This is a genomic window from Sulfurospirillum diekertiae (assembly GCF_002162315.1).
Classification (GTDB): Bacteria; Campylobacterota; Campylobacteria; order Campylobacterales; family Sulfurospirillaceae; genus Sulfurospirillum.
The window spans coordinates 2478741-2492690 of sequence record NZ_CP021416.1; the positions used below are offsets into that span (position 1 = coordinate 2478741).

General features: G+C 40.9%; 15 protein-coding genes. 12 read left to right on the forward strand and 3 right to left on the reverse strand.

Going from position 1 to position 13950, the window contains the following annotated elements; translation table 11 throughout:
• The first annotated feature begins 164 nt into the window (after positions 1 to 164).
• From Sdiek1_RS12705 to Sdiek1_RS12720, 4 genes are all read left to right on the forward strand, one after another.
• The gene (locus tag Sdiek1_RS12705) at positions 165 to 1466 is read left to right on the forward strand and encodes an anaerobic C4-dicarboxylate transporter (protein WP_087439436.1); all 1302 of its coding nucleotides are present in this window, start codon (positions 165 to 167) and stop codon (positions 1464 to 1466) included.
• Positions 1467 to 1540: 74 nt separating this feature from the next.
• Positions 1541 to 2650, forward strand: coding sequence for a type II asparaginase (locus tag Sdiek1_RS12710; RefSeq protein WP_087439437.1), 1110 nt, complete (start codon positions 1541 to 1543; stop codon positions 2648 to 2650).
• A gap of 85 nt (positions 2651 to 2735) precedes the next feature.
• Positions 2736 to 4529: a sensor histidine kinase gene (locus tag Sdiek1_RS12715; protein ID WP_238099010.1), complete on the forward strand. Its 1794-nt coding sequence runs from the start codon at positions 2736 to 2738 to the stop codon at positions 4527 to 4529.
• Positions 4526 to 5173: a response regulator transcription factor gene (locus Sdiek1_RS12720; protein WP_087439439.1), complete on the forward strand. Its 648-nt coding sequence runs from the start codon at positions 4526 to 4528 to the stop codon at positions 5171 to 5173. Before Sdiek1_RS12715 ends, Sdiek1_RS12720 begins: the two co-directional genes overlap by 4 nt.
• On the opposite strand, the gene Sdiek1_RS12725 is transcribed toward Sdiek1_RS12720, so the two are convergent.
• The gene (locus Sdiek1_RS12725; protein ID WP_087439440.1) at positions 5168 to 5788 is read right to left on the reverse strand and encodes a lytic transglycosylase domain-containing protein; all 621 of its coding nucleotides are present in this window, start codon (positions 5786 to 5788) and stop codon (positions 5168 to 5170) included. The genes Sdiek1_RS12720 and Sdiek1_RS12725 overlap by 6 nt on opposite strands.
• A gap of 230 nt (positions 5789 to 6018) precedes the next feature.
• Between Sdiek1_RS12725 and Sdiek1_RS12730 the strand changes: the two genes are divergently transcribed.
• From Sdiek1_RS12730 to Sdiek1_RS12765, 8 genes are all read left to right on the forward strand, one after another.
• Positions 6019 to 6966 (forward strand): AAA family ATPase, encoded by a 948-nt coding sequence (locus Sdiek1_RS12730; RefSeq protein WP_087439441.1) that lies wholly within the window; start codon positions 6019 to 6021, stop codon positions 6964 to 6966.
• 10 nt (positions 6967 to 6976) lie between these two features.
• Complete coding sequence (locus Sdiek1_RS12735; protein ID WP_161492043.1) at positions 6977 to 7804, forward strand: DUF58 domain-containing protein; 828 nt, start codon at positions 6977 to 6979, stop codon at positions 7802 to 7804.
• Between the two features lies 1 nt (position 7805).
• Positions 7806 to 8192 (forward strand): tumor necrosis factor receptor family protein, encoded by a 387-nt coding sequence (locus Sdiek1_RS12740; protein WP_087439443.1) that lies wholly within the window; start codon positions 7806 to 7808, stop codon positions 8190 to 8192.
• A complete protein-coding gene (locus Sdiek1_RS12745) occupies positions 8185 to 9066 on the forward strand; it encodes a vWA domain-containing protein (protein ID WP_161492044.1) in 882 nt (293 codons plus the stop codon). The genes Sdiek1_RS12740 and Sdiek1_RS12745 overlap by 8 nt, the downstream gene beginning before the upstream one ends.
• A 3-nt stretch (positions 9067 to 9069) precedes the next feature.
• Positions 9070 to 10038, forward strand: coding sequence for a vWA domain-containing protein (locus Sdiek1_RS12750; protein WP_087439445.1), 969 nt, complete (start codon positions 9070 to 9072; stop codon positions 10036 to 10038).
• The gene (locus Sdiek1_RS12755) at positions 10031 to 10873 is read left to right on the forward strand and encodes a tetratricopeptide repeat protein (protein ID WP_087439446.1); all 843 of its coding nucleotides are present in this window, start codon (positions 10031 to 10033) and stop codon (positions 10871 to 10873) included. Before Sdiek1_RS12750 ends, Sdiek1_RS12755 begins: the two co-directional genes overlap by 8 nt.
• Positions 10851 to 12383 carry a BatD family protein gene (locus Sdiek1_RS12760; RefSeq protein WP_087439447.1) on the forward strand — a complete coding sequence of 511 codons (1533 nt, stop codon included), beginning with the start codon at positions 10851 to 10853 and terminating at the stop codon, positions 12381 to 12383. Before Sdiek1_RS12755 ends, Sdiek1_RS12760 begins: the two co-directional genes overlap by 23 nt.
• A gap of 106 nt (positions 12384 to 12489) precedes the next feature.
• Positions 12490 to 13203: a sulfite exporter TauE/SafE family protein gene (locus Sdiek1_RS12765; protein WP_087439448.1), complete on the forward strand. Its 714-nt coding sequence runs from the start codon at positions 12490 to 12492 to the stop codon at positions 13201 to 13203.
• Positions 13204 to 13303: 100 nt separating this feature from the next.
• On the opposite strand, the gene Sdiek1_RS12770 is transcribed toward Sdiek1_RS12765, so the two are convergent.
• Together Sdiek1_RS12770 and Sdiek1_RS12775 are read right to left on the reverse strand one after the other, a co-directional pair.
• The gene (locus tag Sdiek1_RS12770; RefSeq protein ID WP_087439449.1) at positions 13304 to 13591 is read right to left on the reverse strand and encodes a sll1863 family stress response protein; all 288 of its coding nucleotides are present in this window, start codon (positions 13589 to 13591) and stop codon (positions 13304 to 13306) included.
• A gap of 115 nt (positions 13592 to 13706) precedes the next feature.
• Positions 13707 to 13919, reverse strand: a complete 213-nt coding sequence (locus tag Sdiek1_RS12775; RefSeq protein ID WP_087439450.1) for a DUF3185 family protein — start codon at positions 13917 to 13919, stop codon at positions 13707 to 13709.
• Positions 13920 to 13950 lie beyond the last annotated feature (31 nt).

The following is a 13950-nucleotide window of genomic DNA, read 5'->3' on the forward strand; positions in this document are numbered from 1 at the left end:
TATTGAGAGTTTTGTAAAAACTCTCATAAATAGTTTTTCCGTGCCACAAGGAAGGCAACTTCCTTTCACTCATTACTCACTTCCTTGTGGCACCTGATTTCTCTGATTACTTTACAAAAGCGATGAAAGAAGTTTACTAAGAAGATATATTAAAAGGAGTTACCATGTTATGGTTAGAAGTTATCGTCGTTCTTGCCGCCATCTTTTTTGGTGCAAGACTAGGTAGTATTGGTATCGGATATGCGGGAGGATTGGGTGTTTTAGTTTTGACACTAGGTCTTGGACTAAAATTAGGATCGATTCCTATCGATGTTATTTTGATCATTATGTCTGTTATTGCAGCCATTGGTGCGATGCAAGTAGCGGGTGGACTTGACTATATGGTCAGTATCGCTGAGAAAATCTTGCGTAAAAACCCTAAACAAATCACTATTCTTGCACCGATCGTAACGTATGTTATGACGTTTTTTGCAGGTACGGGTCATACAGCATTTTCTACGCTTCCAGTTATTGCCGAAGTGGCAAAAGAGCAAGGCATTCGCCCTTCTCGTCCACTGAGCATTGCTGTTGTTGCTTCTCAAGTTGCCATCACTGCTTCTCCAATTTCTGCTGCCGTTGTCTTTTTAAGCGGTGTTATGGAAAAACAAGGTATTGGATATTTAGAATTGCTTGCGATTTTAATTCCTTCTTCATTTCTTGCCTGTATGTGTGCGGCATTTGTGGCTAACTTTTTGGGCAAAGATCTTAAAGATGATCCAATCTATCAAGACAGACTTGCAAAAGGCTTAGTCAAAACCAGAGGCGCTACCAAACTTGAACTTAAACCCGGTGCGAAACTCTCTGTAGCTATCTTTTTAGTCTCTATTTTAGCCGTTGTTACCTATGCAACCTTAATTAGTGACAAAATAGGCGTAATCAAAAACCCTGTTTTACCACGTAATGAAGCCATTATGCTTTTCATGTTTGCAGCAGCAACGTTTATCTCTTTCTTTACCAAAATTGATGCAGCCCAAGTGCTTAACTCTGCAACGTTTAAATCAGGTATGAGTGCTTGTATTTGTGTTCTGGGTGTTGCATGGCTTGGTGATACCTTTGTTGTGAATCACATCAAAGAGATTAAAGCAATTGCAGGTGATTTACTTAACGTCTATCCTTGGCTACTCGCAGTGGTTCTGTTCTTTGCAAGTACCCTTCTTTATTCTCAAGCATCTACGGCAAAAGCATTGATTCCAAGTGCGATCTTACTCGGTGTTTCACCTTTAACGATTGTTGCATCTTTTGCCGCCGTTAGCGCGCTTTTCGTCCTTCCTACTTACCCAACACTGATTGCAGCGGTTGAGATGGATGATACAGGATCAACCCGTATTGGTAAATATGTCTTTAACCACCCATTCGTTATTCCTGGCGTTATTGCTATTGCTCTTTCTGTTATTTTTGCCTTTGTTATCGGCGGTATGATCTTATAATTTTTTGCCTTCTTATCGGCTCTTAAAGAGCCGATTATGTTTACATGTAAAACAACTTTTATAAGGAGTATGGTATGAATTTTTTGAGTAAATCTATCGTAGCGTTGGCACTGGTTGGCGCAACAACATGTTTAATGGCAAAACCCACTATTGCCATTTTAGCAACGGGAGGTACCATTGCGGGTGCTGGTACCTCTGAGATTAAAAGCAGCTATTCAGCAGGTGCCGTTACGGTTGATAAACTGCTTGCAGCAGTACCAGCTATTAACGATATAGCAACGGTTAAAGGCGAGCAAATCTCAAGCATTGGTTCTCAAGAGATGAACAACAAAGTTTGGTTAAAACTCGCAAAAAGAGTGAATGAACTTCTTGCACAATCTGACATTGATGGTGTTGTTATCACTCATGGTACCGATACAATGGAAGAGACTGCTTACTTCCTAGACCTAACGGTTAAAAGTAAAAAACCGGTTGTTTTAGTCGGTGCAATGCGCTCAGGTACTTCTATGAGTGCAGATGGTCCTATGAACCTTTTGAATGCTGTGAATGTTGCTACCAATAAAGATACTACTGGCAAAGGTGTTGTGGTTGTTATGAATGATGAAATCCACAGTGCAAGAGAAGTAACCAAAGTCAATACTAGTTCTGTGAATGCATTTGCCTCTCCAAATGCAGGTAAAATTGGTACCGTTTACTATGGCGATGTGAAATATTTGATGCAACCAACTCGTAAACACACTGTAAACTCTGAGTTTGACATTAGTAAACTTGAAGATCTACCACGTGTTGACATTCTTTTTGCGCACCCAGAAGATACAGATACTTTAGTTAAAGCTGCTGTTGCTGCTGGTGCTAAAGGTATTATCCATGCAGGTATGGGTAATGGAAATCCATTCCCAACAACGGAAGTTGCCCTTGCTGAAGCCGTTAAAAAAGGTATTGTTGTAGCTAGAAGCTCACGTGTACCAACAGGTAGTACCACCCTTGAAGGCGAAGTGGATGATGCAAAACTAGGTTTTATCGCAGTTGATAGCCTCAACGCGCAAAAAGCACGTGTTCTTTTGATGTTAGGTTTAACTAAAACCAATGATAAAAAAGCACTTCAAAAAAATGTTCTTAGAGTACTAAGAAGTTACTCCATCTCTCTTGGCGGAGGGGTGGAGAACTTTACATGTATGTTATAATATCTATAAAAAAGAGAACATAGACCGATGAAAAAATTCATACTATTTTTTTCTGTTCTTCTTTTCCTTAGCCAATCTTCTCTCTTTGCACACGATAAAAAAAATTCTTGTTATCAATTCCTATCATAAAGGTTTTCAGTGGAGCGATGATGTCCTCTCTGGCATGGAAGAGGTCTTTTACAACCATCCTGAGATTACTATCAATATTTTATACATGGACTCTAAGCGTGTGAGCTCCGAAGAATACTACGCAAAACTAAGAGAGCTTTATAAACTCCAACTCAAAAACCAAAAATATGACCTCATCGTTGCTGTTGATAAATTTGCCTATGATTTTTTGATTAAATACTACCATGAACTTTTTACAAATGAACCCATCGTCTTTACAGGGCTTGAACAATTTGTTGTCGAAGATGTCCAAAAACAAGGACTTGATGATCGCATCTACGGTATTTTAGAAAAACGCTCCATTCCTGAGAGCATTCCCATGATCGCACACATGATGCCCAATCTTAAAAAACTTTACATTATTAACGATGCGAGTGCCAATGGCGATGACTCTGAGCCGTTTATTCAACAGGCAATGAGTGAGCACCATAATCAATTTGAGATCGAGTATATCCGTCAATCAACACTTGAAGAACTCGAAGAACGCTTTTCCAAGCCCAACAAAGATGAAGCAGTCTTTTTTGTTCGCTTTTATAATGATAAATATGGCAATCTGTATAAAAACAGCCAAATCGCATCCATGATAAACAAAAGCGCTTTACCTGTTTTTATTACCGATACTCTTTTTATCGGCAAAGGAGCATTGGGCGGTAAACTTGTTCCTGTTAAAAATGTTGGTATTGCTACAGGTGAAATGTCCATTGATGTTTTAGATAAAAAAATTCCTCCTTTACATGTAATGACGATGGTAGATTATATTTATCAATTTGATGTCCAAAAAATCAAACAGTTTGAAGTCTATCCCAATGCAGCAGTCAAAGATTTTGAACTGGTCAATGCACCACTGACCTTTTTTGATAAACACCGTAAATTTATTGATGCTGTTTTTTTAATCTCTCCTTTTCTGCTCTTTCTCATTTTAGGTCTTATCCACAATATTTACATGCGCGTACGCAGTGAAAAAGAGCTCAAAGCCATTGAACTCCAAAAAAACAAACATCAGCAATTCATCATTCAACAATCTAAATTAGCCGAAATTGGAGAAGTTTTTTCTTCCATTGCCCACCAATGGAAAAATCCACTGGTAGAGATTGCCACCATTACGCAAGAGCATTTTTATAACTATGAAGATGTAGGAGACGAGCAGAATAATCAATATGTACATGACATTATGGTGCAAGTACGCTATATGACTGACACTATTAATGACTTTCAAAAATTTATTATGCCCTCATCCACAAAAACAGTCTTTGATGTGAGTGAAGCTATTGATACCATGCTCAAAATTATCAATCACAATATCAAATATAACTATATTGATGTTAGCATCGACATAAGCCATGCGACGAATCTCATGGTCAGTGGTTATAAGAATGAGTTTATGCAAACCTTGCTCAATGTTGTGAACAATGCCAAAGATCAGATCAAAGAAAGCAGAGATGCCAAACATATTCAACGAGGTGCTATTCGAATTATCATTTACAACCATGCAAAAAATGTTATTATTGAAATCCACGACAATGCTGGGGGTATTCCCATTGAATGTATTGCGAATGTTTTTGATGCCTACTTTACCACCAAAGATCATGGACATGGCATCGGACTTTATATGTCAAAGCTCATTATCGAAGATAAAATGGGCGGAAAGATACAAGCGAGTAACATAGATGATGGTGCTTGCTTTACAATTACCTTAGGAAATGCAACATGAAAATACTGGTTCTTGAAGATAACGAACGCCTTGCCAATGTCATCAAAAGTGTCCTTATTAAAGAAGGCTATCATGTCGATCTTTTTCTGGATGGCGAAAAAGCGCTGGATGCACTCAACAATGGCTACCATTGCTTTATTTTAGATATTAATGTCCCTTCCATCGATGGACTCTCTATCTTAGAGACGGTGCGCATCTACCATAAAGAGATTCCTGCCATCATCATGAGTTCGAACCACGATCTGGAGAAAATACAAGCTTCGTATGAAATAGGCTGTGATGATTATCTCAAAAAACCTTTCTTTATCTACGAATTGGTACAGAAGGTGAAAAAACTCTGTCACAAACCCTCTTCTACCCTTCAGCTATGGATTGGGTATACCTACGACTATGTCAATCATCGCTTGTTTGACCCAAACAATGAAGAGATAAAATTGGCTAAAAAAGAGGGGAAATTTTTAGACCTTTTTATCAAAGATAGGCACCGTGTCATTACGTTTAATGAACTGGAAGAGTATGTTTGGGAAGGAGAAGAGACGAGTATCCTTAACATGCGAGCCCTCATCAAACGTTTACGTAGAAAATTACCGGATGGAGCAATAGAGATGATTAAAGAGGTGGGGTATCGCTTGGGTGAACTATGATGGATCGCGGTAATAAAGTTTCGTTTTGTCTTTCTGGTATGAGCTATACAATTTTTGAAACTCTTTAAACACTTTAGCCGAATAAGGATTATCATCAATCTTTCCATTGTACGCGTTAATGGCATCTTTGTTGTTTTTGTGTCTCGCAAAACAGGTTGCTAAAATGTACGCACCCACTTGAATGTTAATTTTTGGGTCAAAAAGATCGTAGAGTGAAATATTGGCTTTGTCTAAAAGTGGCTTATGAATCGAATTGATCTGCATGATGCCCATGTCAAAGCGTGGATAGTTATGGGTGTAGAGAAAATGCACCACATGACTGGCTTCATACTTATTTTTGCTCTTAATCGCGATGACTTGAGAATACTGTTTACTTTCAATCCCTTTTTGTCTTAAAAAGGTACTGAGCTCTTGCGCTTGCTGCGGGGTCATTTTATTGGCGCTAAAGGCTACCACATAACGATCAAGGTCACTTTCGACTTTGGCAATGGAGTACAAAAGACGTGGCTCAATGCCGTAAATTTGCCCCACTTTCACCCAAATATTTTCGCCTGATGCAGGCTGTGCTGCCCATAAAAAAAGAGGAAAAAGGGTTAGTACAATCATGCGTAACATTTTAAGCCTCCTCTTTTTCTAAAGTTTGTTTCATTATAAATGAAGCAAACTTTATTCTCTATAAAGACTCTTTTTTTGCGCCCTTGCCACTCTTTTAGACCTGTGTAACGCACATCAAAGGTATTAGATTTTATAAATTTTTATCGGTTTCATTAAGGTAGTATTTAAAAAATATTAATTTTGATCCTATAGACTACGGTTAAGAAAAAAAATCAAAAAAAGGTGATAATGTGGAAAACACACTTCAAGCTATTAAACAAGAAGTTAAAAAGGTTATCGTTGGACAAGAAGAGCTTGTAGATGCCATGCTTATAGGTTTGCTCAGTGGTGGGCATATTTTGGTCGAGGGTGTGCCAGGGCTTGCCAAAACGACGGCGATTAATGCACTTTCCAAAGCCTTGGGGCTGGATTTCAAACGGGTACAATTTACCCCTGATCTATTGCCAGCCGATGTGATAGGCACAGAAATTTACGATCAAAAAAACGGCGATTTTAAAATCAAACATGGCCCCATTTTTACCAATCTACTCTTAGCCGATGAGATTAACCGCGCCCCTGCTAAAGTACAATCCGCCCTTTTAGAAGCGATGCAAGAAAAGCAAGTCACCATTGGCGATGAGAGTTTTGCCATTTCCCTTCCTTTTTTAGTTATGGCAACGCAAAATCCGCTCGAACACGAAGGAACGTACCGCTTACCCGAAGCGCAACTGGATCGTTTTTTGATGAAAATCATCGTAGGGTATAATAGTTTTGAAGAAGAGATGGAAGTGGTCAATCGTGTCGTACAACGAGGCTTTGAGAGCATTGTAAAGGTCGCTGATACACAAGATATTCTACGTCTTCAACAGCAACTCTCCACCATTCACATCGATGAAGCGTTGCAAAAATACATGCTGCAAATCATCTTTGCCACACGTTCCCCTAAAGCGTATGGGCTGGAATCCTTAGAAGCCTACATCCATTTCGGGGCAAGTCCAAGAGCCTCCATTGATCTGCTTAAAGCCTCCAAAGCTTTAGCACTCATTCGTGGCAAAGATTATGTCTCTCCGTATGATGTGGCAGAGGTTGTCTCTGGTGTATTGCGTCACCGCATTATCTTAAATTACCAAGCTGAAGCGGAAGATATCAGCGTGGATTTCATCATCAAAAAAATCATGCAGACGATCAAAGTACCTTAAGGGTATCATGATGCAGACTCAAAAAGCCATCTTGGTTAAAACCAAGCGGAAGATTTTCGCACTTCATTCAGGCAATCACCCCTCCATCTTTGAATCGCGCGGGATTGATTTTAGAGAGATCAAAGAGTACACCTTTGGCGATGAAATACGTAAAATCAACTGGAAAGTGACCGCACGCGAACAAAGTCCCTATGTCAACCGCTTCAATGAAGAGCGCTCGTTAAATGTTTTGGTCGTTTTTTTAATGAGTGGAAGCATCTACTTTGGAACGCAAAAACTCAAACAAGAGAGCATGGCAGAAGTGTTGTCTGCCCTTTCTTATGCAACACTGCATCAGAGTGACTACTTAAGCACGCTCTTTTTTAGTGACAAAGAGGAGTTTTTTCATGCGCCTACCAAGCAAATGGGCTCGTTGGAACGCCTTTTGGATGTGGCACTAACGCTCAATCCCCTTTCCAAAATAGTGAATTACACAGCGCTCAATCATTACATAATGAACCGCATCAAACGCAAATCGCTCATTTTTGTCATTGGTGATTTTTACGGCGATGTGGATTTGAGTGCGATAGTGGCACGCAACGAAGTCTATGCCATTATGGTGCGCGACCACTTTGAGGAGTTTCCTAAACTGCAAGGCGAACACACGCTCATTGACCCAAGTACGATGCGTCAGAGCTCTTTTTCACTCAGTGGTTCTCAACTCAAAGCCTACGCCAAACGGTTGGAAGAGCAAGACGCTCACACCATCGCGCATTTTAAAAAACATAAAATCAAACACATCAAACTCTATACGGACGAAGAGCCGTATGAGAAATTGTTTGAACTTTTTAGGGGTTAAGATGGAGCAATTACGTGATATCAAAGGCTTGGTTGAGATCCCTTTTCCCACTCTCTGGCTCATCATCGGCGGTCTTGTCGTGGTGTGCCTTCTTGCTCTTGGAGCGTATCTTTGGTACCGTTCTAGGCAGCGTAAAAAAGCACACAGTGTAAGAGCAAAAGCGCTGATCGTTTTGAAGCAGATGGACTTTAGCGATGCCAAAGAAGCAGCATACTGTTTTACCCACAATGGCTATCTAGTTCTAGGTGAAAATGCTTTACATGTAAAGCATTACGAAGCGATCGTTCATGACTTAGAAGCGTACAAATTTAAAAAAGAAGTTCCTTCCTTGGATGAAGCGATGATAACACGTATGCAAGCGTTTATTCATGAGGTTTCCCATGTTTAGTTTTGAATACCCTTACGCGTTTGCGCTTTTATTGCTCTTTTTCGCCTCTTTTAAGTGGTTGAAAATGCGAAGTTCGGTTTTGATTTTTCCCAATGTACCACTCCTGCACCAAGTGGAACACAAAGGCGGTTTTGCACGGCTTCTTAGCAAGTATTTAGCGATTTTCTCGCTCGTTACAGCACTTGCTTCGCCTGTGATTAAAGATGAAACCATTCTTCAGCATGGCAAAGGGTACGAGCTCTCTTTGATTTTAGATGTGAGCGGTTCAATGCATGAGAGCAATAAAATAGGCATCGTCAAATCCATCGTGCAAGAGTTCATTGAAGCGCGCAAAGACGACAAACTCGCCCTCAGTGTCTTTGGTGATTTTGCCTACGTTGCCGTACCACTGACCTTTGATAAGCATAGTTTGCTCGACCTCCTCAGTCGCCTCGATGCGGGGGTTGCGGGTGTGCATCAAACGGCACTCTATGAAGCGCTTTATTTGAGCAGTAACATCTTTAAAACCTCGACTTCTCCAAATAAAATTGCGATTTTACTGACCGATGGTATGGATAATGCTGGCACAGTTCCCATGGATGTCGCCATTAAAACGGCGCAAAAATACCATATTAAAGTCTACACCATCGGCGTTGGAGGCTCCAACGATTACAATCCAAACGTCTTGCAAACCATCGCTAAAGAGACAGGTGGCATCTTTTTTGAAGCCAATTCCAAACAACGTTTGGAGGAGATTTACCATCAAATTGACAGCCTTGAAAAGAGTGAAATTACCGCCGATAAGTACGTCAAAAAAGAGTACTTTTTTCAGTATTTTCTTCTCTCAGCCCTTGTGTCTATGGGACTTTATATGATACTTTCCAACAAGGAGTAAGGTGTGGAATTTTTAAATCCAGAAGCGTTTTGGGCACTCTTAGCACTGCTCCCCTTAAGCTATTTTCTCACACGACGCAGCAGTAGCCTAGAGTCACTCTTTGCCCCTGAAATCTTTGCCAAAATGAGCTTTTCACGTCAAAGTCTCTCACGGCGTTCGCGCAATGTGCTGATGCTTTTAGCGATGAGCTTCGTCATCATTGCCCTTGCTCGCCCCGTTCTCAAAGAGGGCGAAGTCACTGTCGATACAACATCCATCGATGTCGTTGTGGGCTTTGATCTCTCTGCTTCCATGTTCAGCGATGACGTTTACCCAAGCCGTTTTGCACTCGCTCAGCAAAAATTTGATGACTTTTTGAATGTCTTTTCTGAAGCCAATGTCGCGGTGATCGGATTTAGTTCACAAGGCTTTTTGGTCGCTCCTTTGAGTCGTGATTTTCACACCTTGCGCTTTTTGGTCGAACATATGAATGCCCACTCCATATCGCAAAAAGGAACCAACATTCTCTCAGCCCTTCAAAGCGCTGAAAACTTAATGAAAGAGGGCACGCACAAAGCATTGATTTTACTCACGGATGGTGGTGATACGCAGACGTTTGACAAGGAGATCGCCTACGCGAAGACACACGGCATAAAAGTCTATGTTTATGCCATCGGTACAGAAAAAGGCGGCGCGATTAAGACGGAGAGTGGCATGCTTACCGATGATAAAGGCAATGTCGTCATCACCCATCTCAACGAGTCGATAAAACAGCTCGCGCTGCAAAACGATGGCGCGTACTTGCGCTACTCGTTGCGTCATGATGACATCAAAGCAATGGTGGAAGACATTCGCTCTAAATTCAAAAGTCATACCCGTAAAAGCGACACGATTCATGCCTACCAAGAGCTGTTTTACTACCCCTTGATGCTAGCAATTTTGTTTCTACTCCTCAGTCTCATTTCTTTACCACAAAGGAGAGTTCATGGTTAAATCACTCCTTTTACTCGTCTGTTTGATGGGTGTTATGCAAGCGGGTCTGCTTGATTTTTGGAATGCGAGTCAAGCAAAAGAGGCGTATGCAAAGGGCGATTACCCCAAGGCCTCATCGCTGTATCAAAGCTTAGATCAGACTAACGATAATGCCGCGTACAATTTGGGCAATGCCTATTACAAAGAAAAGGCGTATGACAAAGCTTTAGAGGCGTATCAACACGTTAAAGACCCAAAACTTTTGCCTCAAACCTTGCACAATATGGGAAATTCCTATGCGCAATTGCACCAAAATGATAAAGCAATCGCGGCGTATGAATCCGCGCTCAAACTCAAAGAAGACGAAGACACACGGTTCAATTTAGAGCTCTTGAAAAAAGAACAAAAACAACAAGAACCAAACCAAGACAAATCTTCTCAGAACAATCAAAATCAAGACAAACAGCAAAAATCGTCTTCTAAAGAGCAGCAACCCAAAGATGCTAATGCGTCAAATAACGCAGGCAATTCTGAGCCTCAGCAAAGCGACAAACCTTCTCAAAATGAGCCTAAAAATGCTCAAGATGCTACCTCTTCGGCGCAGCAACAACCCACCCCTTCCAAACCTGAAGAAAAACCTTCATCCAAGGAACATGAGGCTCAAAAAGAAGCTGAGAAGAGGAGCGAACAACAGGCTCAACAAGAGCAAGCGGTGCAAGCAGAAGACCCCAATGCGCCTATTAGCAACCATGAAGAGCGGCAATGGGATAAAATGTTGAACCAAAGAGGGGTGAACACGTTGATGTTGCCACTGAGCAACAAAGGAGAAAAAGATGATACTTCAAAACCTTGGTAAAATAGCGCTTCTTTGCATCTGCTTCTGCGCTTCACTTTTTGCGGACGCGTCGATTCGTGTCGATAAAATGGCGTTGTACCCAGGCGACACCGTGACCTTTACACTCAGCGCAGAGGGAAGTGATGTCACGTTTCCGAGCATTGGTTCAGTGGATGAGTTTCCCATTTTAGGCACATCCAGCGCCAGTAGCATTCAGATGATCAATGGCAATACAACCCGAAATATTTCACGCAGTTACACCTTTTCGCCAACACACGATGTCACGATTCCTTCCTTTAGCGTGAAAATCGCGGGTAAAGCGTACACCACAGAGCCTCAAAAAATCACCGTTTTAACGCCACAAGCCAGCAAATCGGGTGAGCCTTTTGTCGTAGAGCTCAAAGCCGATAAAAAGAGTGCGTATGTGGGCGAGCCGATCAAACTCAGCATGATTTTCAAACAACAGGTGGGTGCAAAAGCCGATAAAGTTGAAGTCAGTGAGCTTTCACTGAAAGACTTTTGGGTCAAGAAAGAAGATACTCTCCATCAAAACGTTGAAGGCGAGTATGTCACCAAACAGTATGATTATGTGCTGTTTCCTAAAAAAGCAGGCGACATTGAGATTCCCGCCATCTTTTCACGTGTCGGTACCGCCGTCAAATCAGATATGGGAGCAGGCGGTGGACTCGATAGTTTTTTCAATGATTCGCTTTTCGCCCCCATGCAAATCAAATGGAAACAGGTTTTTTCCAACGCGTTACATGTAAACGTGAAACCTTTACCTGCCAACACCTATCTTTATGGTGATTTTTCCATCGAAGCGCGTGTGGATAAAACGTCCACCGAGCCTAATAAGCCCATTAATCTCACCATTCATATTAAAGGCAAAGGAAACATCGATGACATCGCCCCGTTTAATCCTTCGATCAATGATGTCGCACTGTATGCCGATGCGCCCAAAGTGGAGGCTTCGTTAAACAAAGAGGATTATGAAGGCGAATTTAGCGAGCATATCGCGTTTGTCTCCGATAAAGATTTCACGATTCCCTCTTTTGAACTCTCCTATTTTGATGCCAAAACGCATACGGTGGTAACGCAAAAAACGAACGCCATACCCATTCACATCATCGGTGCGGTGGCTACAAGTGCGCCTACCTTGGAGAAGAACAAAAGCAGTGAGCCAACGGCTGTGCCAGTAACATCCGAGGAGCAGAAAAAGCCCTTTTCCATTCAACCGTACATGAACGCTCTTTACGCAACACTGGGCATTCTTTTGGCTCTCATCTTTGGGGCATGGCTCGTCCAAAAACAAAAAATGCATCCAGTATCCCCGACGCACGCTTTAGCCATAGCGATTGATAAAGCCAAAAATGATAAAGCCTTGTTTGATCTTTTGCTTCCTTATGCTAAAAAAGATGCGTTGATCGCGGAAATTTTGACCAAACTCGAAGCCAATCTTTACGGTGGAGCACATCACATCATCGACAAAAAAGAGCTCAAACGGTTGGTTGAGGAAAGAGGTATTGCATAACTTTTTGAAGTTAAAATCGTTACAGCAATCTTTACATGTAAAGATATTTTGAGTGGCTTAGTAAATTTTTTGTATAATTTTTCGATGATCAAGGAGTTACGCATTGATGAATGAATTTATTTTAGGATTGATCACTTTTCTCACATCCGTCCTCACAGGTGCTGTAGGGATGGGCGGTGGCTTATTGTTGATCGCTATTCTTCCATCTTTTTTACCACTCAATGCGCTTATCCCCGTTCATGGACTAACGCAAATATCGAGCAATGTATCAAGAGCCTATTTTGGACATAAAGATATTCAGTACAGCGTTGTCCCCAAATTCTTGATTGGCTCTCTTGTCGGTGTTGGTATTTTTGCTCTTTTACTCCATCTTATTACGATCAAATATATCCCTTTATTTATCGGAACGTATATCTTATTATCCTTATGGTCTCAAACTTTTAATGACAAAATAAAAAAATATGAAAGCTACTACGTCATTGGATTTTTTCAATCAGGACTTTCTGTTGTTGTCGGCACAACGGGTCCACTTGTCATAACAAAACTCATTAAAGAGTTTGAAGATAATGATAAAGTCGTTGCTACCTCTGCGGTGCTTATGAGCATTACACATAGTTTAAAAGCGCTCGTCTATCTCAATTTTGGATTTATTTTTGCTGACTATCTTGGAATGATTTTCTTTATGATTGCCTGCTCTATTTTAGGCTCATATGTAGGTACAAAATTGAGAAATAAGATCGATGGTAAAAAATTATTCTTTGCATTAAGAATAGTGCTTTCTATTATGGCATTTAAATCAATTCTAACGATTTTCTCATAGAGTTTTGCAACACTTTCTTATCACGCCTTTTAGGTAAAGCCTAAAAGCTCACACTATGCCGCTGTGGCACTAAAACTAGCCTCTTTCGAGGCAGAAAATCCTAGACCAATGCCCTGTCTAACTTTGCAAAGGCATCGTCTATTGTCTTTCGAGAGCTGTCAATGTCACCTTTGATTTGATTCCAAGAATCGTCCATCTCAACATTGAGCTCTCGTATCTGAGTCTTCATGTCACTCACCATCTTCTCTAGTTCTTCAATATCTTTGAAAGATTGAATACGCTCTACATCCGAAAAACCTCTTATCTTGGCTTTCAGTACATCTAGTTTTTCCCGTGCATGATCCAACTCAGTTTCAATTTCTTGTTTGTATGTTTCTATTGTGCTCATACTATTTCTCCATAATGTTAGTAGGGTTTTCATGGGATATTCTCCCGAAAAACCTCATTCTGTAAGACTTTACTCTATTTTTCAAGCCAATTGGAAGATCGCTATGTCTGTATTTTTACTTTTTACTGAAAAGATACAATCCAACAACAAAACTGACAGCACCAAAAATATAATAAGTCATTACTTTATCGGTATCGGCACCTGTCACAGCTTGTGTTACTTGTGAACCGATAGAGCTTGATAACTGAAACCCCCATATCGCAACACCAATTCCCACGACGGCAAGAACAAGACCTATAATTTTTGTAGCACCAAAGCCTTTTTGCATGGTAATCTCCTATCTTTAAAAGAGCTAAAAG

What these genes read in the sequence shown, in the direction of transcription:
- Sdiek1_RS12755 (WP_087439446.1), top strand. Translation starts at nt 10,031, where the DNA reads ATGGTTAAATCACTCCTTTTACTCGTCTGTTTGATGGGTGTTATGCAA.
- Sdiek1_RS12725 (WP_087439440.1), bottom strand. Translation starts at nt 5,788, where the DNA reads ATGTTACGCATGATTGTACTAACCCTTTTTCCTCTTTTTTTATGGGCA.
- Sdiek1_RS12720 (WP_087439439.1), top strand. Translation starts at nt 4,526, where the DNA reads ATGAAAATACTGGTTCTTGAAGATAACGAACGCCTTGCCAATGTCATC.
- Sdiek1_RS12760 (WP_087439447.1), top strand. Translation starts at nt 10,851, where the DNA reads ATGATACTTCAAAACCTTGGTAAAATAGCGCTTCTTTGCATCTGCTTC.
- Sdiek1_RS12740 (WP_087439443.1), top strand. Translation starts at nt 7,806, where the DNA reads ATGGAGCAATTACGTGATATCAAAGGCTTGGTTGAGATCCCTTTTCCC.
- Sdiek1_RS12775 (WP_087439450.1), bottom strand. Translation starts at nt 13,919, where the DNA reads ATGCAAAAAGGCTTTGGTGCTACAAAAATTATAGGTCTTGTTCTTGCC.
- Sdiek1_RS12710 (WP_087439437.1), top strand. Translation starts at nt 1,541, where the DNA reads ATGAATTTTTTGAGTAAATCTATCGTAGCGTTGGCACTGGTTGGCGCA.
- Sdiek1_RS12705 (WP_087439436.1), top strand. Translation starts at nt 165, where the DNA reads ATGTTATGGTTAGAAGTTATCGTCGTTCTTGCCGCCATCTTTTTTGGT.
- Sdiek1_RS12735 (WP_161492043.1), top strand. Translation starts at nt 6,977, where the DNA reads ATGCAGACTCAAAAAGCCATCTTGGTTAAAACCAAGCGGAAGATTTTC.
- Sdiek1_RS12745 (WP_161492044.1), top strand. Translation starts at nt 8,185, where the DNA reads ATGTTTAGTTTTGAATACCCTTACGCGTTTGCGCTTTTATTGCTCTTT.
- Sdiek1_RS12770 (WP_087439449.1), bottom strand. Translation starts at nt 13,591, where the DNA reads ATGAGCACAATAGAAACATACAAACAAGAAATTGAAACTGAGTTGGAT.
- Sdiek1_RS12765 (WP_087439448.1), top strand. Translation starts at nt 12,490, where the DNA reads ATGAATGAATTTATTTTAGGATTGATCACTTTTCTCACATCCGTCCTC.